The sequence below is a fragment of the Micromonospora sp. 15K316 genome (assembly GCF_004348525.1).
Lineage (GTDB): Bacteria > Actinomycetota > Actinomycetes > Mycobacteriales > Micromonosporaceae > Micromonospora.
Genome location: NZ_SMKG01000007.1, coordinates 37881 through 59560, shown reverse-complemented (window position 1 = coordinate 59560; position 21680 = coordinate 37881). Strand labels below are relative to the sequence as shown.

General features: G+C 74.0%; 20 protein-coding genes and 1 pseudogene. 13 read left to right on the top strand and 8 right to left on the bottom strand.

Annotated features, from left to right (window positions below):
- Positions 1-115 precede the first annotated feature (115 nt).
- The 3 genes from E1211_RS03600 (at position 116) to E1211_RS03585 (ending at position 2927) form a co-directional block, all read left to right on the top strand.
- Positions 116-1045, top strand: a complete 930-nt coding sequence (locus E1211_RS03600) for an LLM class F420-dependent oxidoreductase (RefSeq protein ID WP_132345334.1) — start codon at positions 116-118, stop codon at positions 1043-1045.
- 350 nt (positions 1046-1395) lie between these two features.
- Positions 1396-1638 (top strand): hypothetical protein, encoded by a 243-nt coding sequence (locus E1211_RS03590; RefSeq protein WP_132345330.1) that lies wholly within the window; start codon positions 1396-1398, stop codon positions 1636-1638.
- Between the two features lie 50 nt (positions 1639-1688).
- Positions 1689-2927, top strand: a complete 1239-nt coding sequence (locus tag E1211_RS03585) for an FAD-binding protein (RefSeq protein ID WP_132345383.1) — start codon at positions 1689-1691, stop codon at positions 2925-2927.
- 35 nt (positions 2928-2962) lie between these two features.
- On the opposite strand, the gene E1211_RS03580 is transcribed toward E1211_RS03585, so the two are convergent.
- The gene (locus E1211_RS03580) at positions 2963-4108 is read right to left on the bottom strand and encodes a site-2 protease family protein (protein ID WP_132345328.1); all 1146 of its coding nucleotides are present in this window, start codon (positions 4106-4108) and stop codon (positions 2963-2965) included.
- A 264-nt stretch (positions 4109-4372) separates the two neighbouring features.
- Between E1211_RS03580 and E1211_RS03575 the strand changes: the two genes are divergently transcribed.
- Positions 4373-6073 carry an amidohydrolase gene (locus tag E1211_RS03575; protein ID WP_207915219.1) on the top strand — a complete coding sequence of 567 codons (1701 nt, stop codon included), beginning with the start codon at positions 4373-4375 and terminating at the stop codon, positions 6071-6073.
- Between the two features lie 16 nt (positions 6074-6089).
- Here E1211_RS03575 and E1211_RS33195 read toward each other — a convergent pair whose 3' ends face one another.
- On the bottom strand, positions 6090-6377 hold the full coding sequence (locus tag E1211_RS33195) for a Scr1 family TA system antitoxin-like transcriptional regulator (protein WP_243709320.1): 288 nt from the start codon (positions 6375-6377) through the stop codon (positions 6090-6092).
- Between the two features lie 5 nt (positions 6378-6382).
- On the opposite strand from E1211_RS33195, the pseudogene E1211_RS33840 reads away from it, so the two are divergent.
- Together E1211_RS33840 and E1211_RS03565 are read left to right on the top strand one after the other, a co-directional pair.
- Positions 6383-6478, top strand: a pseudogene (locus E1211_RS33840) (DivIVA domain-containing protein); the annotation flags it as partial.
- Entirely contained in the window at positions 6475-6729 is a 255-nt protein-coding gene (locus E1211_RS03565) for a hypothetical protein (RefSeq protein ID WP_132345326.1), read from the top strand. The pseudogene E1211_RS33840 and the gene E1211_RS03565, both read left to right, overlap by 4 nt.
- Before the next feature lie 24 nt (positions 6730-6753).
- Here E1211_RS03565 and E1211_RS03560 read toward each other — a convergent pair whose 3' ends face one another.
- Both E1211_RS03560 and E1211_RS03555 read right to left on the bottom strand, forming a co-directional pair.
- Positions 6754-7608: an alpha/beta hydrolase gene (locus E1211_RS03560; protein ID WP_132345324.1), complete on the bottom strand. Its 855-nt coding sequence runs from the start codon at positions 7606-7608 to the stop codon at positions 6754-6756.
- A 134-nt stretch (positions 7609-7742) separates the two neighbouring features.
- Positions 7743-8462, bottom strand: coding sequence for a TetR/AcrR family transcriptional regulator (locus tag E1211_RS03555; RefSeq protein ID WP_132345322.1), 720 nt, complete (start codon positions 8460-8462; stop codon positions 7743-7745).
- Positions 8463-8573: 111 nt separating this feature from the next.
- On the opposite strand from E1211_RS03555, the gene E1211_RS03550 reads away from it, so the two are divergent.
- The 5 genes from E1211_RS03550 (at position 8574) to E1211_RS03530 (ending at position 13635) form a co-directional block, all read left to right on the top strand.
- Entirely contained in the window at positions 8574-10040 is a 1467-nt protein-coding gene (locus E1211_RS03550; protein ID WP_132345320.1) for an MFS transporter, read from the top strand.
- A gap of 107 nt (positions 10041-10147) precedes the next feature.
- Positions 10148-11047: an ABC transporter ATP-binding protein gene (locus E1211_RS03545; protein WP_132345318.1), complete on the top strand. Its 900-nt coding sequence runs from the start codon at positions 10148-10150 to the stop codon at positions 11045-11047.
- 2 nt (positions 11048-11049) lie between these two features.
- The gene (locus tag E1211_RS03540) at positions 11050-11853 is read left to right on the top strand and encodes an ABC transporter permease (RefSeq protein WP_132345315.1); all 804 of its coding nucleotides are present in this window, start codon (positions 11050-11052) and stop codon (positions 11851-11853) included.
- A gap of 28 nt (positions 11854-11881) precedes the next feature.
- Positions 11882-13015: a sensor histidine kinase gene (locus tag E1211_RS03535; RefSeq protein WP_132345313.1), complete on the top strand. Its 1134-nt coding sequence runs from the start codon at positions 11882-11884 to the stop codon at positions 13013-13015.
- Positions 13012-13635, top strand: a complete 624-nt coding sequence (locus E1211_RS03530; RefSeq protein ID WP_132345311.1) for a response regulator transcription factor — start codon at positions 13012-13014, stop codon at positions 13633-13635. The genes E1211_RS03535 and E1211_RS03530 overlap by 4 nt, the downstream gene beginning before the upstream one ends.
- Before the next feature lie 76 nt (positions 13636-13711).
- On the opposite strand, the gene E1211_RS03525 is transcribed toward E1211_RS03530, so the two are convergent.
- Positions 13712-14620: a L,D-transpeptidase gene (locus tag E1211_RS03525; RefSeq protein ID WP_243709319.1), complete on the bottom strand. Its 909-nt coding sequence runs from the start codon at positions 14618-14620 to the stop codon at positions 13712-13714.
- Between the two features lie 188 nt (positions 14621-14808).
- On the opposite strand from E1211_RS03525, the gene E1211_RS03520 reads away from it, so the two are divergent.
- Positions 14809-16422 (top strand): ferric reductase-like transmembrane domain-containing protein, encoded by a 1614-nt coding sequence (locus E1211_RS03520; protein WP_243709318.1) that lies wholly within the window; start codon positions 14809-14811, stop codon positions 16420-16422.
- Positions 16419-17888: an NADH-quinone oxidoreductase subunit NuoF family protein gene (locus E1211_RS03515; RefSeq protein WP_132345309.1), complete on the top strand. Its 1470-nt coding sequence runs from the start codon at positions 16419-16421 to the stop codon at positions 17886-17888. Before E1211_RS03520 ends, E1211_RS03515 begins: the two co-directional genes overlap by 4 nt.
- Positions 17889-17963: 75 nt before the next feature.
- On the opposite strand, the gene serS is transcribed toward E1211_RS03515, so the two are convergent.
- From serS to E1211_RS03500, 3 genes are all read right to left on the bottom strand, one after another.
- A complete protein-coding gene (gene serS, locus E1211_RS03510; protein WP_132345307.1) occupies positions 17964-19250 on the bottom strand; it encodes a serine--tRNA ligase in 1287 nt (428 codons plus the stop codon).
- Positions 19251-19359: 109 nt separating this feature from the next.
- The gene (locus E1211_RS03505; RefSeq protein WP_132345375.1) at positions 19360-20430 is read right to left on the bottom strand and encodes a MerR family DNA-binding transcriptional regulator; all 1071 of its coding nucleotides are present in this window, start codon (positions 20428-20430) and stop codon (positions 19360-19362) included.
- Positions 20431-20477: 47 nt separating this feature from the next.
- Positions 20478-21671, bottom strand: a complete 1194-nt coding sequence (locus tag E1211_RS03500) for a trans-acting enoyl reductase family protein (protein ID WP_132345305.1) — start codon at positions 21669-21671, stop codon at positions 20478-20480.
- Positions 21672-21680: the final 9 nt, after the last annotated feature.

Below are 21680 nucleotides of genomic sequence, written 5' to 3'. Positions count from 1 at the left end.
GCCGGGACGCCGGGCCACCCGCCCGGCGTCCCGGGCGGTCGGCGCCCGCATCGACGCCCCGTTGATCGTGCCGGTCGGGCGGGCGCGGCCCGGAACCGCTCCATATGCTCGGGGCATGGAACTGCGGATCTTCACCGAGCCCCAGCAGGGTGCCAGCTACGACCAGTTGCTCGCCGTGGCCCGCTGCGCGGAGGACGCCGGCTACGGCGCGTTCTTCCGCTCCGACCACTACCTCATGATGGGCGACGCGAGCGGTGAGCCCGGCCCCACCGACGCGTGGACCACGCTCGCCGGGCTCGCTCGGGAGACCAGCCGGATCCGGCTCGGCACGCTGATGACCGCCGCCACCTTCCGGCTGCCCGGGCCGCTGGCGATCACCGTGGCGCAGGTCGACCAGATGAGCGGCGGCCGGGTCGAGCTGGGCATCGGTACCGGCTGGTTCGCCGAGGAGCACACCGCGTACGGCATCCCGTTCCCGTCGCTCGCCGAGCGGTTCGACCGGCTGGAGGAGCAGCTCGCCGTCATCACCGGTCTCTGGACGACGCCGCGCGGCGAGAGGTTCAGCTACGACGGCCGCTACTACCCGGTGGCCGATTCGCCCGCGCTGCCGAAGCCGGTGCAGACCCCACGCCCGCCGGTCCTGATCGGCGGAATGGGCCGCAAGCGCACCCCGCAGCTCACCGCCCGGTACGCCGACGAGTTCAACCTGCCGTTCGCCTCGGTGACGGACTCCGCGGCCCAGTTCGACCGGGTACGGGCGGCGTGCGCCGAGATCGGACGCGACCCGGCCGAGCTGTCCTGGTCGAACGCGCTGGTGCTCTGCTGCGGGCGCGACGACGCCGAGGTGGCCCGCCGGGCGGCGGCGATCGGCCGGGAGCCCGAGGAGTTGCGTGCCAACGGCCTGGCCGGCACGCCCGCCGAGGTCGTCGACAAGATCGGCCGGTACGCCGAGATCGGCGCCGAGCGGATCTACCTCCAGGTGCTCGACCTCGCCGACCTCGACCACCTCGAACTGGTCGCGGCCGAGGTGATGCCGAAGGTCTGACGCTCGTTCGCCGACCTGTTCCGCCGGGGCGGCGGGCCGGGTGTCGGCACCGGCGTCGGCGCGGGTGGCGGCGCCGGCGTCGGGCGGGGCCCGGGCGACGAGGCGTCCGGGCGTGCCGCGGCCGCATCGCGGGTGACCAGGGCGGCCCGCCCCGGCCGGTGCAGGACGTCCCCGCTCGGGGCCGGGTCGAGGTGACTTCTCATGGGCGTAGGGTTCCCCGAGGCGCCGGTGCCAATCGTGTCCGAATGACCGGTGCCCGCCGGTCCCGGGCTGTCGGAGGATGCGCACACCGACGCCCATGGTCAGAACGGGGGAAGGGCGTGGAACTGCGGCGGAACCGAGGATCGCTCGTGCTACCCGTGGTCTGCGTGCTGGTGGGCGTGGCCCTGCTGGTGGTGCCCAGCGAGGGCGCGTTGCTGCGCGACCTCGTCGCGACCGGCGCCATCGTGCTGGGTGGCGTGGTGCTGCTCGGCGGGGTCCGGCCGTTCCGGTTCGGCATCCGCCCGGAGGGGCTGACCGTACGGCGGCCGGGACCGCGGCGGGTGATCAGGTGGACCGAGAAACCGCTGACCGACCGGGAGACCGCCGCGTGACCACCGCCGACGAAGTGACCGACTCCGTGCCCACCGCCGCGGGGGCCGACGTGCCGCGCCGGAACTGGGCGGGGAACGTGCGCTACTCGGCGCGACGGTTCCACCGGCCGACCGGCCTCGACCAGCTGCGCCGGCTGGTCGCCGGCGCCGAGCGGCTCCGGGTGGTCGGCACCGGGCACTCCTTCAACCGGTTCGGCGACACTGCGGGTGACCTCGTGAGCCTGGCCGGGCTCCCTCCGGAGATCAGCATCGACAGGGACCGCCGGCAGGTCACGGTCGCCGCCGCGCTGCGCTACGGGGACGTGGCCACCCGGCTGCACGCCGAGGGGTACGCGCTGCCCAACCTCGCCTCCCTGCCGCACATCTCGGTCGCCGGGGCGATCGCCACCGGCACCCACGGCTCCGGCGTGGGCAACGGCAACCTGGGCACCTCCGTCGCCGCGCTGGAGCTAGTCACCGCCGACGGCGACCTGCTCCGGGTGGACCGCGACACCGACCGGGACGTCTTCGCCGGCATGGTGGTCGGCCTCGGCGCGCTCGGCGTCGTCACCCGGGTCACCCTCGATCTGCTGCCCACCTTCGAGGTGCGGCAGTACGTCCGGTTGGACCTGCCGCGCGAGCACGTGGGCGAGGCGCTCGGCTCGGCGTACAGCGTCAGTCTCTTCACCGACTGGCGCTCGCCCCGGATCAACCAGGTGTGGCGCAAACAGCGCGCCGATGAGGTCGCTCCGCCGCCCGACTGGCTCGGTACGACGGCGACCGACGCGCCGCAGCACCCGGTGCCCGGTATGCCGGCGCGCAACTGCACCCCGCAGCTGGGCGTGCCCGGGCCGTGGCACGAGCGACTGCCGCACTTCCGGCTCGGTTTCACTCCGAGCAGCGGCGACGAGCTGCAGTCGGAGTACCACGTGCCCCGCTCGGCGGCGGCCGAGGCGCTCGCCGCGCTCGACCCCATCGCGCACCTGATCGCGCCGGTGCTGCAGATCTGCGAGCTGCGTACGGTGGCCGCCGATCGACTCTGGCTCAGCCCGAACCACGAGCGGGACAGCCTCGCGGTGCACTTCACCTGGATCGACGATGCCGCCGCCGTGATGCCCGTGGTGGCCGCCGTCGAGGAGCGGCTCGCGCCGATGCTGCCGCGCCCGCACTGGGGCAAGATGTTCGGGATCGACCCGTCCCGGGTGGCCGCCGTCTACCCCCGGTACGCCGACTTCGCCGCCCTGCTGACGCGCCTGGATCCGCGGGGCGTGTTCCGCACCGAAGAGCTCGACCGCTACTTCCCGCGCTGATCGCCCGTATCGGGCGGCCGGGCGGCCGGCCGGGATCAGCGGCGCTCGCCGGCCATCTGGTCCCGGAGGCTGCCCCGCTGCACCGCCCGGCTGATGTCGCTCGGCGAGACGATGCCGACCAGCTGACCGCCGGTCACCACCAGCGCGCGGCCGTCCGCGCACTCGTTGAGCCGGGGGAGCAGCTCGTTCAGCTGCTCGTCCGGATTGGCGAGCACCAGCTGCTCCTCCCGGCACGCCACCTCGGCCAGCGTGGTCGCCGACCGGCGCTCCGGCGGGATCCCGCGTACCCGGTCGAGGGTGACCAGGCCGATCGGCCGCCCCCCGTCCTCGGTGAGCGGCAGCGCCGAGTGCCGGTACGCGAAGAGGTACCTGTCGACGAAGTCGGCGACAGTCATGTCGGCCGATGCGGTCTGCGGCTGCGCCGTCATCACGTCGCCCACCCGGACGCCCTGCAGGGCGCTGCCCATCCGGGCCTGCCGCTCCTCCATGGCGGCGGCGCCGATCAGGAACCAGCCGATCAGCGCCAGCCAGAGCCCACCGAACCCGACACCGGCCAGGAACTGCCAGATGCCGAGGGCGATGAGCACCGCGCCGAGCGCCCAACCGGCACGGGCGGCCACCACCGTGGCCTTCGTCCGGTCCCCGGTCCACCGCCACACCCCCGCGCGCAGCAGCCGTCCGCCGTCGAGCGGGGCGGCCGGCAGCACGTTGAAGACCGCCAGCAGGATGTTGATGCCGGCCAGCCAGGCCAGCACCCCGAGTGCGAGCCCGCGGTACCCGACCTGGGCGAGGATGATGGCGAACGCGCCGAAGACGACCCCGATGCAGAAGCTCACCAGCGGGCCGATGCCGGAGATGCGCAGCTCCGCACCCGGGTCCTTGGCCTCACCGTGCAGCTCGGCCACCCCGCCGAAGAGCCACAGCGTGATGCCGCCGACCTCCAGCCCGTTGCGCTTGGCCACGATCGCGTGGGAGACCTCGTGGGCCAGCAGCCCGACGAAGAAGACCACCGCCGCGATCAGCCCGGCCAGCACGTACAGGATCACCGGCCGGTCCGGGTAGGAGCGGGGGAACTGGCTCGCGGCCAGCCCCCACCAGATCAACGCGAAGATGACCAGGACGCTCCAGTTGACCCCGACCGGTACGCCCGCGACCCGCCCGAGCCGAAAACTCGCCCTCATGAGCGGGTGATACCCGTGCAGCGTCCGGCCATGCCAGGGGCGAGAGTCACCGACTGGGCGGTGTGACCGCGTCCAGGTGCTGCGCGAACGTTCTGACTGGCCGACGCCGGTGCGGGGTGCCTGCTCCCGTCGGTGCTCCGCTGACTGATCCGATAGAGGCTGCTGGGGTATGGAGTGCTTGGGTAAGCTCGATCACCTTTGCTCTCTCCGAGCGTCCAATGTGGAGTAGGAAGATCGCGCGGGACGCACGAGAGGAAAGGTGACGTGAGTACCGAATACGAGATGAACCGGCGTCGGTTGATGAAACTCTTCGGGCTCGGCGCGGGTGCGAGCGCGGCGACGATGTTGGCGGCCGACCCGGTGCTCGGCGCGACGATCGGCTACGACGAAAGCGTCGGCTTCGACCCGACGACCTACCGTGCGCCGTCCGGGCTGGCGCAGGACAACCCGGCGAAGAGCACCGCACTCGGCTGGATCGGCCGGAACGCGAGCGCCATCACCGGGCTGGGCGACCAGGTCTGGCGGCACGCCGAGCTGTCGCTGCGCGAGTGGCGGTCGTCCCTGGCCCACGCCGAGCTGCTGCGCAGCCACGGTTTCACCATCGAGTGGGGTTCGGCCGGTTTCCCGGCCGCCTTCGTGGCCACGTACGGCTCCGGCGGCCCGGTCCTCGGCTTCAACGCCGAGTACGACGCGCTGCCCGGCCTGTCGCAGAAGAGTGGGGCGGTTACGCACGACCCGCTCGTCTATAACTACGACGCGTACGGGCCGACGTACGGGGCGGGGCACGGTGACGCGCACAACGCGCTCGGCGCCGGGGCGACCGGCGCGGCGATCGCCGTCAGCAAGGCGATCCGACAGCACGGGCTGCGAGCCACGGTGAAGCTTTTCGGCTCGACCGGCGAGGAACAGCTGGTCGGCAAGCCGTACGCGGTCAAGGCCGGGGTGTACGACGGCCTCGACGCCTACCTCGACTGGCACCCGTTCTCCGCCACCCTGGCGAACTGGGGCACCACCGCGGCGCTCGCCTCGGCCACCTTCACGTTCCTGGGGGCGGCCGGGCACGGCGGCACGCCGCTGGGTAACAAGAGCGGCCTGGATGGCGCGTTACTGATGGCGACCATGACGGAGTACCTGCGGGAGAAGAACGTCGCTCCGTCGGGCCGGTTCCACTACGCGATCATCAACGGAGGTGGCGCGCCCAACGTCACGCCGGACATGTGCTCGATCTGGTACTTCGTCCGTGAGGGCAGCCCGGCCCGGGTGAAGGTGCTCTACGACAAGATCGTCGAGTGCGCCAAGGCCGCGGCCCAAGCCAGCCAGACAAAGCTCTCTTTCCGGTTCAACGCGGGCACCTGGAACTCGCTGGGCAACCGGGCCGGTGCCGAACTGCTCTACGACAACATGCAGAAGATCGGCGCACCCGCCTTCACCGACGCAGACCAGCAGTTCGCCAAGTCGCTGCAGAAGGCGCTCGGCAAGCCCGAGGTCGGCCTGCCCAGCACCGTGGTGCCGCTGACCCCGCCGGCACCGACCTACCTCGGTGGCCCCTCCACGGACTCGGCCGACGTCAGTTGGCATACGCCGACCATCACCGCGCTGATCACGACCTTCCCGGCCGGCGTGCCGAACCACAACTGGGCGGTCACCGCGGGTGCGGCCGGCAACATCGGCCACCAGGCGCTGCTCTCCGCCGCAAGGTACCTCTCCGCCACGGCGGTTGATCTGATCACCCAGCCGGAGCGGCTGGCCGCGATGAAGCAGGAGTTCGCGGATCGTACGGCCGGGGTGACCTGGACCAGCATGGTGCCGGACGGCACCCAGCCGCCGATCTACGAGCCGCCGGCGGACTTCCTGGCCAAGACCGGGCAGCAGTGGCCGCCCGCCGGGATCACCTGGCCTGTGCCGCAGGTCATCGCGCGCGAGCAGCTCGGCACGACCGGCCCGGACCTGCCGCCGCAGACCTGACCCGACCCGGCTGGGCTCACCGGAGGGCCGGGAGCGTGGACGACGAGGGGATGCCGTGGCCGGCCGTCGGCCGGCATCCCCTCCCGCGGCCGGTCAGTGGTTGCGTGCGGGTGCTCTTCCGCCACGTCATGCGGGCCAGGCTGTTCTCGTTCACCGCACCCCGTCCGGTCGGCGGCTCCGGGAAGGTCAGCAGGCTGAAGGCGCTGCCCATCGAGCCGTATTCGCCGGCGCCGAAAGGGAGGACCTGAAGGGTGCGGCCGGGACGATGCGTTTCCTTCGCCGGACGCGGCAGTTGTGCCTTCAACGCCTCGGAGCAGGCGGGAGACCGAACGGATCAAGGATGCGCTGCGCCGCTGGCAGTCCGAGCTGGCCCGCGCCCGTGGTGAGCAGGGGCGGGGCCGATGAGCGAGCGTTGGGTCATTCACCTGCCGGCAGTCGCCGACGACCTGAACTCCGCCCGGCGGCTCGCCCGGGTGGTGGCGCACTGGGCGCACGCCCTGACGCAGCTCGACCCCGGCGGCACGAGTGTGTCGGCCGAGGACGACCAGAACGTACGCCACCGGGTTTTTTGCGATCGGCTCCTGCCCGGCGGCCGGCGCTGCCTGCTCTGGCCCGACCACGACGGCGAGTGCTCCCGGCGGCCGAGGCGGCGGTGACAGTCGGTCAGAGCCGGGCCGGAGTCAGCGGCGCGGGCTCTCGCTCGCGATCGTCGCCGCGCGGGGCATGGCGGCCGCGTCCAGCGCCCAGTTCAGCGCGAAGTCGGCGACCTCCTCCCAGCCCTGCTCGCCCACGGTGAAGTGGGACCGCCCGGGGAACGGGTGGTACGCGGTCAACGCCCGGGACTTCGTGTAGAGCGCGGCGTTGCTGCGGACGACCCCCGGCGGGATGACGTGATCGGCGCCCCCGGCGATCAGCAGCAGTGGGGCGCGGTCGTCGCGGCGGGTGTCCACCTCGGCGGCCGAGTGCGGGTCCAGGTTGGCGAACGCGCTCTCGAAGAGCACGTGCCCGGCGCCGGGGACGGCGTAGCGCTGCCAGGCGCGGTCGGAGTCGGCGCGGTTCATGGTGTTGCCGAACGCGTAGTGGAAGTCGTCCTGGGTGAACGGGACGGCCCGATGCCGGTTCGCCGGGTTGCGCAGGATCGAGAAGCCGGAGCGCAGGGTGCTCAGCGGCAGTTTGGCCACGCCCTTGACGGCTACGGGGTGGATGCCCACCCCGGCCGCGCCGAGGCCCCGGTCGACGAGGAGCTGGGTGATGAGCCCGCCGAACGAGTGCCCCATGATGATCGGCGGTCGGGGGAGCGCCCGGATGATCTGCTCGTAGTGGTCGACGATGTCGGCGATCCGCTGCCCCGCGATCGGCGTGGGGTCGTCGCGCAGCTGTTCGACCTCGCCCTCCATACCGGGCCAGGCGGGGGCGAGCACCCGCAGGCCGCGTGCCTGGTAGCGGTCGATCCACTGTTCCCAGCTCCGCGGAGTCATCCACAGTCCGTGGATGAGTACGACGCTGTCCACGTTCCCCTGCGGCGTGCTGCCCATCGGCGTCCCTCCCCGGTCGCGACGTGCGGACCCCGGCGGTTACCCGGTTGGCGCGGCCGGAATCCTTCCAGCCCGCAGCCCGCAGCCCGCAGCCCGCAGCCCGCAGCCCGCAGCCCGCAGCCCGCAGCCCGCGCTCAGCGGGGAGCGGCGTACTGGGCGACGCCCTGCACCAGCAGGTCGAGGCCGAACTTGAACCGCTCGTCCCCGCCGCCGGCCATCAGCTCGTCGAGGTGGGCGAGCGTGTGGGGGAAGCGGTCGGCCGGCAGGCTGAGGTAGTACTCGCGGAGCTGCCCGAGCAGCCCGGTCCAGTAACCGTCGAGGTCCTTGCCGGAGGCGCGGACCTTCTCGCCGAAGAGCGCCCCCTCGTAGGCGTCCCCGGCGATGTAGAGGAAGAGCCGGTCCAGGAACCAGGCCGCCGGCTGGGGCGGTACCCCGCCCGCGAGCAGGATGGCCAGCATCCCCTCGGTGACCCGCAGCGCGTTCGGCCCGGTGGGGATGGTGGCCAGGGAGGCGAGCGCCAGGTTGGTGTGGGCCGCGTAGACGCGGTACGCCTGCCAGGCCACCTCCTTGATCTGGTCGGCCCAGCGCTGCGGGTCCGGTTCGGGGACGGTGATGGCGGCGCTGACCCGATCCAGCAGCAGCTCCAGCAGCTCCTCCTTGCCGGAGACGTGCGCGTAGAGAGAGGCCGGACCGGTGCCCAGCTCCTGCGCGACCCGTCGCATGCTCAGTGCGCCCAGTCCCTCCCGGCCGAGGAGGGCCAGGGCGGCATCCACCACGACCTGCCGGCTCAGCGGCCGGCGCGTCGGGCGGCTGCGGGCGGGGGTACGCCACGGCGGGTCGGGCAGGTCGCTCACGGTCACCTCCGGATCGGGACCCCGACATCGTACTTGCCGGAGAACCGTGTTCGCTGTTAGAACAGTGTTCGTTAACGAACAGCGTTCGCTCATCGGTTTCAAGGAGTTCTGATGTCCCAGGTCACCGTCGGGCCGGCGGGTGACGCGCCGCCGTCCGCAGCCGAGCCCCGGCCGTACCGTTGGCGCTGGTTCGCCCTCGCCGTCATCCTCGCCGCGGAGGTCATGGACCTCCTCGACGTGCTCGTCACCAACCTCGCCGGTCCCGCCATCCGCGCCGACCTGGGCGGCTCGGCGAGCCTGATCCAGTGGCTCGGCGCCGGCTACACGCTCGCCATGGCGATCGGCCTGATCACCGGCGGGCGGCTGGGCGACCTCTACGGCCGGCGCCGGATGTTCCTGATCGGGGTGCTGGGCTTCACCGTCGCCTCGGCGCTCTGCGCCGTCTCCGTCGCGCCCGGAATGCTGGTCGCCTCCCGGGTCGCGCAGGGGCTCTTCGGCGCGGTCCTGCTCCCGCAGGGCCTCGGCATCATCAAGGAGGTCTTCCCGCCCCGGGAGCTGGCCGCCGCGTTCGGCGCGTTCGGCCCGGTCATGGGGATCTCCGCGGTCGGCGGCCCGATCCTCGCGGGATGGCTGGTCGACGCCGACCTCTGGGGCACCGGCTGGCGGGCCATCTTCCTGATCAACCTGCCGCTCGGCCTGCTCGCGACGCTCGGCGCGCTGCGCTTCCTGCCGGAGTCCCGCCCCGCCCACGCCTCCCGGCTCGACCTGCCGGGCGTCGGCCTGGTCGCGCTCGGCGCGGTGCTCCTGGTCTACCCGCTGGTGCAGGGCCGCGAGCAGGGCTGGCCGGGCTGGATGTACGCGATGCTCGTGGCCGCCGTCGCCGTCTTCGCCGTCTTCGCCCGTCACGAGGTACGCCGGCAGCGCGCCGGCCGCGATCCCCTCGTGGTGCCGGCGCTCTTCCGCCGTCGCGCGTTCAGCGGTGGTCTCGTCGCCGGGCTGGCGTTCTTCACCGCGCTCACCGGGTTCTCGCTGGTGTTCAGCCTCTACCTCCAGCTCGGCCTCGGGTACTCGCCGCTGAAGGCCGGGCTGGCCGGCGTACCGCAGGCACTCGGCATGGTGGCGGCCTTCGTGATCGCCGGTGTCGGCCTGGCCCAGCGGCTGGGCCGGACGCTCATCCACGCCGGACTGCTCGTGGTGCTGGCCGGCGTCGGCGGGATGCTGCTGACCCTGCGACTCGCCGGCGGGGAGGTCACGCCGTGGCGGCTGGTGCCCGCGCTGCTGGTGGTCGGGTTCGGGATGGGCCTGGTGATGGCCCCGTTCTTCGACATCGTGCTCTCCGGAGTGGAGCCGGCCGAGACCGGTTCGGCCTCGGGCACGCTCACCGCCGTCCAGCAACTCGGCGGCGCGCTGGGCGTGGCGGTGCTCGGCACCGTCTTCTTCGCCCGGTTCTCCGACGACGGAGCCGGCTCGGCGGTCCGGGCCACGCTCTGGCTCGAGGCGGCGCTGCTCGCCGGCACCGTCATCGCCGCGTTCCTGCTGCCCCGGCGTGCCCGCGAACCGGAACCGGGACAGCACTGACTCACCGGGCGGGGGCGCACCACCGCCCCCGCCCCTGACAAATGTCACGGTGGGAACGTGACGGGCGCTCGGGGTGCGAAGCGCCGCGGCGCACGAGCATGATTGCCATGACGAGCACGCAACCGGCCGTGGAGCTGAGCGGCCTCACCAAGACCTTCGGCGCGGTCACCGCAGTCGACGGGCTGAGCCTGCGGGTGGAGCCCGGCGAGGTGGTCGCCTTCCTCGGCCCGAACGGCGCCGGCAAGACCACCACCATCGACATGCTGCTCGGCCTGGCCCGCGCGGACGCCGGCTCGGTCCGCATCCTCGGCGGCGACCCGGCGGACGCGGTGGCGCGCGGCCGGGTCGCCGCGGTGCTGCAGACCGGCGGTCTGCTCAAGGACCTGACCGTCGGCGAGACGGTACGGCTGACCGCCAACCTCTACCGGCACAGCCGCCCCGCCGAGGAGGTGCTGGATCGGGCCGGGATCACCGGCATCGCCGACCGGGTGGTGGGCAAGTGCTCCGGCGGCCAGCAGCAGCGACTCCGCTTCGCCCTCGCCCTGCTGCCCGACCCGGACCTGATGGTGCTCGACGAGCCGACCACCGGGATGGACGTCGAGGGGCGGCGCGAGTTCTGGCAGGCGCTGCGGCGTGACGCCCGGTCCGGACGGACCGTCATCTTCGCCACCCACTACCTCGACGAGGCCGACGCGTACGCCGACCGGATCGTGCTCGTCCGGCAGGGGCGGATCGTGGCCGACGGCACCACCGCCGAGATCAAGAACCTGGCCGCCGGCCGGCTCGTCCGGGCCACCCTCCCCGGCGCCGACCAGGCCGCGCTCGCCGCGCTCCCCGGCGTCGACGCGGTGGAGGTGCGCGGCGACAGCGTGCTCGTGCGTACCGCCGACTCCGACCTGGTCGCCCGGCACCTGCTCACCCGGACCGCGGCCCGGGACGTGGAGATCACCTCCCGCAACCTCGAAGACGCCTTCCTCGCCCTCACCACCGACCACGCCGGAGCCTGACGATGACCACCTCGCTGAGCGTCCCCACCACCGACCGCGTCGCGCCCGACCGGCGGCCCCCCGCGCTGGGCGGGTTCTCCCCGGCCGTGCTCGGCATCGAGCTGCGCCGGGTGCTTCGCAACCGCCGCACCCTCGCGTTCACCCTGATCATGCCGGCGGTCTTCTTCCTCATCTTCGGCCTGCCGCAGCGGGGGCAGCAGCTCCCCAACGGCCGCGCGGTGACCGCGTACATCATGGTCAGCCTGGCCGTCTACGCCGCCATGGTCGCCACCACCAGCATCGGCGCCGCGGTCGCCACCGAGCGGGCGCTGGGCTGGAGCCGGCAGCTGCGGCTCACCCCGCTGCGCCCCGCCGCGTACGTCGCGATCAAGGCCGTCACCGCGATGGTCCTCGGCCTGATCGCGGTCTGCGTCGAGTTCGCCGTCGGCGCCGCGACCGGCGTACGGCTGCCCGCCGACGTCTGGCTCTCGACAGGTCTCGGGGCGTGGCTCGGTTCGCTGGTCTTCGCCGCCTTCGGCCTCTTCGTCGGCTACCTCTTCCCGGCGGAGAACGTCATGCAGTTCATCGGCCCGATCCTCGCCGTGCTGGCGATGTTCGGCGGGCTCTTCGTCCCGCTCGACGTGCTGCCCGACGTGCTGCGGGACGTCGCCCGGTTCACCCCGGTGTACGGCGTCGGCGAGATCGCCCGCGCCCCGCTGACCGGCGACGGGGTGAGCGTCGCCGCGCTGGCGAACCTGGTCGTCTGGACGGTCCTCTTCGCGCTCGGCGCGACCCGGCTGTTCCGCCGGGACACCGCACGGGTCTGACCGGGAACCGACCGATAGCGTGGACGCGATGGACGTGTCGACGGGTCGGCGCCAGCCGGGGAGTCGCATGTGGCGGCTCACCGGCTGGTTGCTCGCCGCGGTCTGGCTCTTCTTCCTCAACGTGCCGCTGGGCACCGCCCTGGCGCAGACCGAGCCCTGGCGCAGGTGGCTCGGGATCGGCTCGCTGGCCGCCTTCGGCGTGGCGTACGTGCTGCTCTTCGAGTGGGCCCGGGCGCACCGGCAGACGGCCCGGCCGATCCCGCGGGGCCGGGCCGCGGCCCTGCTGCTGGGGCTGCTCGCCCTCGGCCTGGCCGGCAGCCCCGGCACCGGCGCGGACTGGATGACCACGCTCGTCTTCGTGGCCACGGGCGCGGTCTTCCTGCTCCCCGGGGTGTGGGCGCTGGTCGTCGTGGTGCTCGCCGCGCTCACACCGGTGGTGGCGGGCTACCTGGTGCCCGGCTGGTCGGGGGTGAGCGGCGTCTTCTTCGCCGTGCTGCTCGCCTCGTTCGCCATGTTCGGCGTGGCCGCGCTGGCGCAGCGCAACGGCGAGCTCCGGGCGGCGCAGCAGGAGATCAGCCGCCTGGCGGTCGCCGAGGAGCGGGCCCGGACCGCGCGGGACCTGCACGACATCCTCGGGCACTCGCTCACCGTGGTCGCCATCAAGGCCGAGTTGGCCGGGCGCCTGGTGGAGGTGGACCCGCCCCGGGCGGCGGCGGAGATCGCCGAGGTGGAGCAGCTGGCCCGGGCCGCGCTGGCCGACGTACGGCGGACCGTCGGGGCGTACCGGGGCGTACGGCTGGCCGACGAGGTGGCGGGCGCCCGGTCGGCGCTGACCGCCGCGGGCATCGCGGCCGACCTGCCGGCCGAGCTGCCGGAGTTGCCGGCCGAGCGGGACCAGCTCTTCGGCTGGGCGGTACGGGAAGGGGTGACGAACGTGGTGCGGCACAGCGGGGCGCGCCACTGCGTGATCCGGGTCGGCCCGGACGCGGTGGAGATCAGTGACGACGGCCGCGGACCGACGTCGGAGCCCGCGGCGGCCGGGCACGGCCTGGTCGGGCTGCGGGAGCGGGCCCAACGGCTCGACGCGACGGTGAGCGTCGGCCGTCGCCCGCCGGGGCGCGGGTTCGTGCTCCGGGTCGACCTGCCGGGGGCCGCCCGGTGACCGAGCCGATCAAGCTGCTGCTCGCCGACGACCAGGCGCTGGTCCGGGGCGCGCTGGCGGCGCTGCTCTCCCTCGAACCGGACCTGACAGTGGTGGCCGAGGTCGGGCGGGGCGACGAGGTGGTTCGCGAGGCGCTGCGGACCGGCCCGGACGTGGCGCTGCTCGACGTGGAGATGCCCGGGCTGGACGGGATCGCCGCGACCGCGGCGCTGCGGGCGGCGCTGCCGAGCTGCCGGGTGCTGGTGGTGACGACCTTCGGCCGACCCGGCTACCTGCGCCGGGCCATGGAGGCCGGCGCGAACGGCTTCGTGGTCAAGGACACCCCGGCGCGCCAGCTCGCCGAGGCGGTCCGCCGGGTGCACGCCGGGCTGCGGGTGGTCGATCCGACGCTGGCGGCGGAGACGCTGGCCACCGGGGCGAGCCCGCTCACCGACCGGGAGACCGGCGTGCTGCGGGCGGCGCGGGACGGTGGGACGGTGGCGGACCTCGCCGCCGCGCTGCACCTGTCCGAGGGGACGGTACGCAACCACCTCTCGGCGGCCATCGGCAAGACCGGCGCCCGGAACCGGGCCGAGGCGGTCCGCATCGCGGAGCAGAACGGCTGGCTGCTCGGCGAGTGAGGCGGGACCGGTCGAGGCCCGCGCCCCCGGCGGCCGCCGGGTCAGGTGGTGGGCGGATGCCGGGCCGGCGTCCGGCTCACGCGGTCGGCGGTGGGGTGGGCAGCTCCTCGACCACCACCACGCTGCTGCCCGGGCGTACCTCGGCGAGCAGCTCGCGCTGGCCGCTGCGGGTGAGCCGGATGCACCCGTTGGTGGTGTTCTCGCCCAGCTCGCCGTCGTGGTACCAGGTGTGCACGCCGATGTGCGCGCCACGCAGGCCGGCCGGGACCGCGTCCAGGTCGTCGGGGATCGAGCCGAGGGCGTAGATGTCGACGCCGCCGTACACGTCCTCCGGGGGCGGGGTGCGACCGAGGATGAAGGTGCGGCCGAGCGGCGTCTCCTGCCCACGCTGGCCGAGGCTGACTTCCCAGGTGCGTACCGCCTTGCCGGCCCGGTACCAGGTGAGCCGGTGCACGCGACGCTCCACCACGATCTGGTCCCGCAGCGGGACGACCGTGTACCCACCGGGTGGGAGCCAGGCGAGCGTCCGGTTGGCCGAGGGGAGCAGGACAGCCGTCCACCCCGACCGCCGGTCGGCGATCGGCATGGTCACCTCGACGCCGTTGATGGTGGGAGCGAGGAACGCGAGCGGTCGGCCGCCGGGCGCGTCGTACGCGGCGATCTTCCGGGTGGGGTGCAACCCCTCGGTGAGCGGTGTGGTGTCCATGGTGGCCGGGTCGGCCGGGAACCCGCCCGGTGCGGGGTCGTACGTCACCACCGGCAGGCCGGGCGGAGCCGGCGCGGCGGGGAGCACGCTCTCCTCGGGGCTCTGGTCGACCTCGCTCGGCGTCGGCACGGTGACGGGGGCGGCCCGGTTGGCCACCGGTTCCGTACCGGGGGTCAGCGCCAGGCCGGTGAGCAGCGCGGTGACGAGCAGTGCCGGTACGCCGACACCGGCGGCGATCCAGCCCCGACGTCCGGGCGATTTCATTCCGTCAAACGGCACGAAATCACTGTACGAGGGTCCAACGCCCCAGTGGGTCGAATAACGCCAAAACAGCCGATACTCCCCGTCGGGACGCTTCCTATGTACCGGCTCGGCCGGCGGCGCACGCGTGATCCCGCTCGCCGGTTCGATCCGGCGGGAAATTTCTCCGGCGGCGGTGATCCGGCCGCCTCGTCGATCCGTACTCGATGGCGGAGTGCAGCCGGCCGGCGGTCCGCCGCCGTGGGACGATCGAGGAGCAGATGGCCCGGGTCAAGCAGAAGCAGAGGGCGACGGCCGTCCGGACCAGCACCAGCAGCCGGGGCGTGCGCGTCTCGTCCGGGTCCGCGATGACCGTACTGATCGTCTCCACCCTCGCGGCGCTCTGGGCGGCGGTGATGCTCACCGGCGCCGGCCAGCGGGCGTACGCCTACGGCTTCTTCTTCACCGAGTTCTTCGCCGGGGTGGTGACCCTCGTCGCGCTCAGCCTCACCGTGATGCTGGGCCTGCTCGCCACCGACCGGCTGGTCCTGCTGATCCGGCACCGGGTGCTGCTGCAGTCCGCGCACCGGGCCACCGGCGTCCTCGGCGTCGCCGGCCTCGGCCTCCACGTGCTGACCAAGATCGCCACCGGCCGGGCCGCGAGCACCGACGCGGTGGTGCCGTTCGTCTCCGGCGCCGGGCTCTACGTGGGGCTCGGCACGGTCGCCGCGCTGCTGATGGTGGCGGTGCTCTGGACAGGCGTCATCCGGGCCCGCTTCGCCAACGTCGGTCCGAAGTGGTTGTGGCGGGCGCTGCACTCGTTGGCGTACGCCTCCTGGCCGTTCGCCCTGGTGCACGGCCTCAACGCCGGCCGCGCGGCCAAGCCGTGGGTGACGCTGAGCTACCTCGCCTGCGTGCTGCTGGTGGTGATGGCGCTGCTCGTCCGCCTCTCCGTGACGCTGGGGCGGCGCAGCCGGGAGCAGAACCAGGCCGCCGCGAGGAACAAGGCCCTCGCCGGCCGGCCCGTGGAGGAGGGGCGCCGGCCCGTGCTCGGCCTCGGCCGCCGCGGCGAGGCCCGGCGGGCCGCCGAGGCCGCCCGGCAGCGCCGCGAGGCAGAGTGGGCGCAGGCCACCGCCGAGATGTCCGTGCCGTCCACGCGCCGGGGCGCCGACCGGTTCGCCGTGCCGGTGGTGCCCGAGCCGGCCGCCGCCGGCGAGCGGACCCGACCGCGTGGCCGTCGGCGGGACGAGGAGCCGACCCGGCGGTCGGCGCGGTACCGCGCCGAGGGGGGCGAGCCCGCGTCGCGCCGATCGCGGGACGAGGAGTTCGAGCCGGCGGGACGAGGCTCGCGCGGCGAGGAGGTGGCGCCGGTGGCGCGCCGGTCGCGGCGGCGTCGCGCGGCGGAGCCGGAGCGGACCGGCCGGGTGTCGGCATCGGCCGGGCCGCGCCGGGACCTCGACGACCACGACGAGTCCGATACCGCCGCCCGGATCCCGGTGCCCGCTCGCCGCGTCGACGAGCCGGAGGAGCCGTGGACCAGCCCGCGCCGCTGGGAGGCGGCCGAACGCCTCTCCGCCGAGCCGGTCTCCGCGCAGCCGACGAGTGGCGGCGGGCGGCACAGCGCCGAGGACGACGTGCCGGAGGAGCCCGACTACTGGCGGCCGCCGACCCGGTACGTGCCCGAGGAGGCGCCGATCGACGACACCCCCACCCTGGTCGACCTCGCGTCCCGGCGGGCCCGGCGGGCGGCCGGCGAGGGCCGGGCGAGTCGCCGCCGCCGCGCGAACGCCGAGGCGGTGGACGGCGCGTACTGGGCCGGACTGCGGGGTGAGGCCAGGTGATGCGGACGACAGTGCCTCCGGTGGCCTGTGTCGGCGAACCACGGCTGACCGCGGGCTTCGCCGAGTTCGGTCGGCTCGATCACGCCGCGCACGAGGAGGTGCACGGGCTCCTCGGCCCGCTGGAGGCGGCGGGCCTGCTGCGGCTCGCCGAAGGGATCCAGCTCAAGGGCAAGGGCGGCGCCGGTTTCCCGTTCGCCCGCAAGCTGCGTGCGGTGCTCGAATCCTGCGAACGGCAGGACCTCGGCGCCGTGGTGGTGGTGAACGCCACCGAGGGGGAACCGGCCAGCTGGAAGGACAAGGTGCTGCTCACCCGGGCCCCGCACCTCATCCTCGACGGCGCGGCGCTGGCCGCGTACGCGCTGGACGCCGAGGAGATCGTGCTCGGCGTCGCCGACGACGGGGTGGGCCGCGGCTCGCTGTTGGAGGCGCTGGCCGAGCGGCGGATGCCCGTACCCACGAGCGTCGTCACCGTTCCGCACCGGTTCATCAGCGGTGAGGGTGGGGCGCTGGTCAACGGCATCAACGGGCTGCCGCACATCCCGCCGGGGACCAAGAAGCGCTCCAGCGACTCCGGGGTGAACGGGCTGCCGACTCTGCTCTCCAACGCGGAGACGTACGCCCAACTCGCCGTCGCCGCCCGGCTCGGACCGTACGAGTACGCCTCCCTCGGCACCGACGACGAGCCCGGCACCGTGCTGCTCACGGTCACCGGCGCGGCCGCCCGACCGGCGGTGGTCGAGTGCGCGGTCGGCACTCCGCTGCGGGACATCCTCGACCTCTGCGAGGTGCCCGACGGGGTGGGCATCCTGACCGGCGGCTACCACGGAAAGTGGATCACGGCGGAGGCGGCGGACCGCGCGGAGATCTCGCGCAAGGGCCTCGCCGCGGTCGGCGGGACCCTCGGCGCCGGCATCATCATCCCGCTCGGCGCGGACACCTGCCCGCTCGGCGAGGCGGCCCAGGTGGTGCGCTACCTGGCCGGAGAGTCCGCGGGGCAGTGCGGCCCGTGCAAGCGGGGCCTGCCCGACCTGGCCCGGGCGGTGGACCTCGCGGTCGCCGGCAGTCAGCCCGCCGACGTCGTCCGGGCCGCCGCCGGCGAGGTGAAGGGGCGGGGGGCGTGCAGCCACCCCGACGGTACGGCCCGCTTCGCGCTCTCCGCGGTCGAGGTCTTCGTCGACGACCTGCGGCTGCACGCGGCCGGTGAGGGGTGCGGCCGGCGGGTGAAGGGTGTGATGGGCCTACCGGGTGCGCCCGACCCGGCCCCGCAGAAGCTGATCCTCGACTGGTCCCGCTGCGACGGGCACGGGCTCTGCGCACACGTGGTGCCGGACTTCATCCGGTTGGACGCCAACGGCTACCCGGCCTTCCCCCCGACGCCGGTGCCGACCTGGCTGCGGGAGGGTGCCACGAAGGCGGTGAAGGTCTGCCCCGAGCTGGCGCTGCGACTGACGAAGATCGAGTCGTAGCCGCCGCGGCCCGGGGTGGGGCCGGCGCGTCGGCGGGAACCGGTGGTGCCGGCTCCCGCCGACGGCGGAGAACGGTCAGCGACCCGGCGTGAGGCGGTCGGCGCCCAGCCGGTCGCGGAGCACCTCGGGCACCAGCACCGAGCCGTCGGGCTGCTGGAACTGCTCGAGGATGGCCGGGAAGAGGCGGCTGGTGGCCAGCGACGACCCGTTGAGCGTGTGCACGAACCGGGTCTGCTTGCCGCCCGGCTCGCGGTAGCGGATCGCCGCCCGGCGCGCCTGGTAGTCGCCGGCCCAGGAGACCGACGACACCTCCTTGTACTTGTCCATGCTCGGCATCCACACCTCGATGTCGAGGGTCTTGCGCATGGACGCGCTGGCGTCGCCGGCCGACAGCAGGCTGCGCTGGTAGTGCAGCCCCAGCTTCTCGACCAGGCTCTCGGCGTGGGTGACCATCTCCTCCAGCGCCGCGTCCGCCTGCTCGGGCAGCGTGAACTGGAAGATCTCCACCTTATTGAACTGGTGACCCCGCACGGTGCCGCGCTCGTCGGAGTGCGAGCCGGCCGCCTCCCGGCGGTAGCACGGCGTGTACGCGAACCGCTTCAACGGCAGCGTCGTGGTGTCCAGGATCTCGTCCTGGTACGCCCCGAGGATGGCCGTCTCCGAGGTGGGGAGCAGGAACTGGCCCCGGGGGGCGCTCTCCCGATCGAGGTGGTAGACGTCGTCGTAGAACTTCGGGAACTGCCCGGCGGCGAAGCCGGCCGTGTCGAGCAGCAGGTGCGGCGGCAGCAGGAAGTCGTAACCGGCCTTGACGTTCTCGTCGATGAGGAAGTTCAGCAGCGCCCACTCCAAGCGGGCGCCCATGCCGGTGTACATCCAGAATCCGGAGCCGCCGAGCTTGACGCCCCGCTCGTGGTCGACCAGGCCGAGCATGCGGGACAGCTCCACATGGTCGCGGACCTTCTCGATCACCGGTGCCGTACCGAAGGTCTTGACGACCCGGTTGGCTTCCTTGCCACCGGGCGGTACCTCGTCGGCGGGCAGGTTCGGCAGCTCGCTCATCGCGGTGCGCAGCCGGCCCTGCACCTCGTCCAGCTCGGACTCCAGCTCGGAGAGCTGCTTGCGACCGGCCTCCGGCGCGACGACCTCCGGCTCGCGGCCGGCCCGCTTCGCCTCCGCGTAGGCCCGCGCTTCCGCCTTGCGGCGCTGCCGGTCGGCGTCGATCTCGCCGATCAGGGCGCGGCGCTCCTGGTCGAGCCGCTGGATCTCGTCCAGCGCCCGGTTGACCTCGGCGGGATCCAGACGCTTCGCCAGCGCGGTCGCCACCGCCTCGCGATCCTTCCGGATCAACTCCATGTCGAGCATGCTGCTCCGTACGCCTCCGTCCGGGAGTCGGGTGGATCCCCAGATGCTACCGTCGCGGCCCGTCGCACCCCGGCCTGGGGAGCGCGGTGACCCCCTCGCGGGCGGGCGGTCAGAGCCGGATCGGCATCAGGATCGAGAGGGCGGCATCGTCGTCGGGGCGGCGTACGGCCAGCGGGGTGATCGGGCCGTCCAGCTCCAGCACCAGCTGCGGACCGCCCGCGGCGTCCAGCGCGTCGAGCAGGTAGTCCCCGTTCACCCCGAACCGGAGCCCGTCGCCCGGGCCGGCCTCCTCCGGTTCCAGCACCCGCAGGCCACCCCGGTCGTCGACGCCGAGCACGCTCACCGCGATCGGCACCCCGTCGTACTCGCGGGCGATCGTCGGCGCGCCGGGTCGGCGCAGCGCGGTCCGCAGCGCCACCGCGTCGACCGGGATCCGGTACGCCGGCGCGTCGCCGGCGGCCACCCGGAGCAGCCGCCGGTAGTCCGGGAAGTCGTACGGCAGCGGCGAGACGGTCACCGTGCGGTCGGCGACCGAGACCGTGATCGTGTCGTCCGCGACGCTCAGCCGGGCCTCCGGGGCGGCGTCGCCGTCGAGCAGGGCGCGTACCTCGTCGACGAACCCGGCCGGGGCGAGAACCCGCACCGCCGGCCCGGCCGGCCGGGTGGCGCCGGCCCGGGCCAGGGCCAACCGGTGCCGGTCGGTGGTGACCAGGCGGAGACCGTCCGGCGCCACGTCGAACAGGACGCCGGTGAGCGCCGGCAGCTCCGGGTCCGTGCCGACGGCGAACCGGACCGCGTCGATGGCGTACGCCAGCTCGGCGCGGGAGAGCGCGATACGGACGGTCCCGGCGGGCTTCTCGGGGCCGACCAGGGCGCGGATCCGGGAGAGCTCGCGGCGGGCGTCGGCGAGGCCGTCCTCGAGCCGGCGCAGGTGCACGTCGAGCAGCCGGTGCACGGCGGCCGGTTCGGCCCGCACCGCGGCGGCGATCTCGGCGACCGGCATGCCGATCCGGCGCAGTCCGGCCACCAGCCGGGCCGGTGCCAGCTGGTCGTCGGCGTACCAGCGGTAGCCGGTCACCGGGTCGACCAGCGCCGGCACCAGCACTCCGGCCGAGTCGTAGAACCGCAGGGCGCTGACGGTCAGCCCGCTGGCCCGGGCCAGCTCGCCGATGCTGCGCAGTTCGCTCTCCACGCCGACCGATCCTGCCGTCTCAAGCTGGTCGAGGGTCAAGCCCCCTCGGCGTCGACCGCGTCCAGCACCCGGAAGGTGATCCCGGCGCGGGTGAGCCGGGTGAGCAGCGCCTCGCCCATCGCGGTCACTGGCGTGACCTGGCCGGCGGTCGGCGGTAGGTCGTCCAGGGCCAGGCAGAGCGCCGACTCGGCGAGCATCTTCGCCGTCTCGTCGTACCCGGGGTCCCCTCCGGCCACCTCGGTGCGTACCCGCCGTCCGCCGCCCACGCCGACGAACCGGACCCGGAACCACGAGCGGGCCCGCTGGTGCGGGGCCGGCCCCTGCCCGGAGGCGAGCCGGCCGAGCAGCCAACGCCGGGTCGGCGCCAGCCGTACCAGCCCCACCGCGGCGCCCAGGCCGACCCCGGCGGCCAGCACCGTGGTCAACCGCTTCACGGCGGCGAAGTGCCGGTAGCGGAAGTCCGGACCGTACGCCGGGCAGGCCGCAGCCGACCGACGCACCACCTGGGGGTCGATGGTGGGCAGCGGTACCGCCCACATGCCCAGCCCGGCCGGGCGGGCGAGCCGTCCGCGTACCGCACGGACCCGCCGGCCCTCGGGCCGCGGCTCCACGGACCGCCGTTCCCGGGCCGCCCGGCCGGCCTGCGCCGACCGGGAGAACGCGATGAGCGCCGAGTGGTACGTGCCGGCGGAGAACCGCCCGCCGGCCCGGACGAAACCGTCGACGGTGATCGGCGCGTCGGAGGGGAGTTGCCGCACGGTGAACCAGGCACCCAGGTCGTGCGGGATCGAGTCGAACCCGCAGGCGTGCACGAGGCGTGCTCCGGTGCGTACCGCCTCGGCGTGGTGGCGCAGGTACATCAGGTCGACGAACTCCGGCTCTCCGGTGATGTCCAGGTAGTCGGTGCCGGCCGTGGCGGCGGCGGCGACCAGCGGCTCGCCGTGCCGGATGAACGGGCCGACGGTGCTGGCGACGACCCGGGTCTGCTCCGCCAGCGCGCGCAGCGAGTGGGGGTCCGTGCTGTCGGCGGTCAGCAACGGCAGCTCGGTCAGCGCCGGGTCGATCGCGGTGAGCCGGTCGCGGACCGCCGCCAGCCGGTCGCGGTCCCGGCCGGCCAGCGCCCACCGCAGCCCGGGCGGCGCGTGCCGGGCAAGGTACTCGGCGGTCAGCCCGCCGGTGAAGCCGGTCGCCCCGAAGAGCACCACGTCGTAGGCCCGCTCTCCAGCCATCCCGCGAGT